Origin of the sequence: Blautia caecimuris (assembly GCF_024622975.1) — a bacterium.
GTDB lineage: Bacteria > Bacillota > Clostridia > Lachnospirales > Lachnospiraceae > Blautia_A > Blautia_A caecimuris.
Window position 1 is genome coordinate 1 of record NZ_JANJZT010000087.1, and the last position, 1,246, is coordinate 1,246.

Sequence of the window (1,246 nt, forward strand, 5' to 3'; positions counted from 1 at the left end):
TATAACGAATATTAAATAATTGCTATATCAAACGGATGCCGCTTCCTCTTCACTGATTTCATCCATTTTATATTTCCAGTGATAAATCACAGGTTCACGATTTACTTCATCAAAATACCTGTAAATTCGCTCTTCCAATTCCTCTTTGGTATTGACACGGATTCCACGAAGCATCTGCCGGGTCATCTTACTGAAAAAACTTTCAATCATGTTTAACCATGAGCCATGTTTCGGAGTAAACACAAATTTAAAACGTCCCTTTGGCAGCGTATCCAGAAAGCGCCGTGTTTCTTTGGAAGTATGCGCGGAATGATTATCCAGGATGATCCGGATTGTATCCTGTGATGGATATTTTTTGTCCAGTATCTTTAAAAACTCAATAAAATCAGAACTCTTGTGAGTCTCACTTACTAACGGGATGGCTTCTCCTGTAAGCAGATCAATGCCTGCCAGCAAAGAGAGCGTTCCAAGACGTTTGTATTCTGCATCACGATATACCTCTCCGTGTTCCGGTGTCGGGCGTAAATCCGGTGCAGTATTGGAGATTGCCTGAATACCCGGTTTCTCATCATAGGACACCGTAATCGTCAATTTATAATCGTCTGGAACAATGAGATCACCATTCTCATCAAACTGCATTTCAATCTGTTTGTAGACCAGCAGGACTTCATGCATTTTTGATTCAAAATCAGGATCCCTCTTTTCGCAGTAATATTTGATTTTAAAGGGTTTCATATCCTGTTCCCTGAGGAATTTCTGGATATAAGGTTTCGTAACTGTTGAAAGTCTTGGATATCCCGCCTCCTCTGCATGTTTCTGAATGTATTTATGGAGAGAAGCCAATGTCCACAGTTCCTGCGCATAACCGAGTTCTGCCGGTCTCTGACACGCAATACTGATCATCCATGCCTTCGCATCGTCGGTGATTTCGGATGGACGTCCAGGACGCTGAACATCAAACAGTGCAGCATCCACACCGCCTTTATGAAACTTCGAAACACAAAGGCGTACCGTGGCAGTGCTGATTGCAAGTTTATCAGCAATTTCCTGGAATGTCATTCCATCGGCTTTATATAAAAGAATCCTGGCACGATCCACGACTTGTGCCTGAATGGTTCTCTTTTTTGATAATGATTTAAGGTAATTCCTGTCTTCATCTGACAGAGGAAGATATGTTTTTCTCATAGCGATCATCCTTTCTTTGATAACACTATTTTACCATACATCATCTCAAAAATATATAGCA

Annotated in this window: 1 protein-coding gene; it reads right to left on the minus strand. The window is 41.1% G+C overall.

All coding sequences use genetic code 11. The annotated features are described in order from the left end of the window. Positions 1 to 27: 27 nt before the first annotated feature. Entirely contained in the window at positions 28 to 1,185 is a 1,158-nt protein-coding gene (locus NSA57_RS19420; RefSeq protein WP_257465852.1) for an IS630 family transposase, read from the minus strand. Between the last annotated feature and the right edge of the window lie 61 nt (positions 1,186 to 1,246).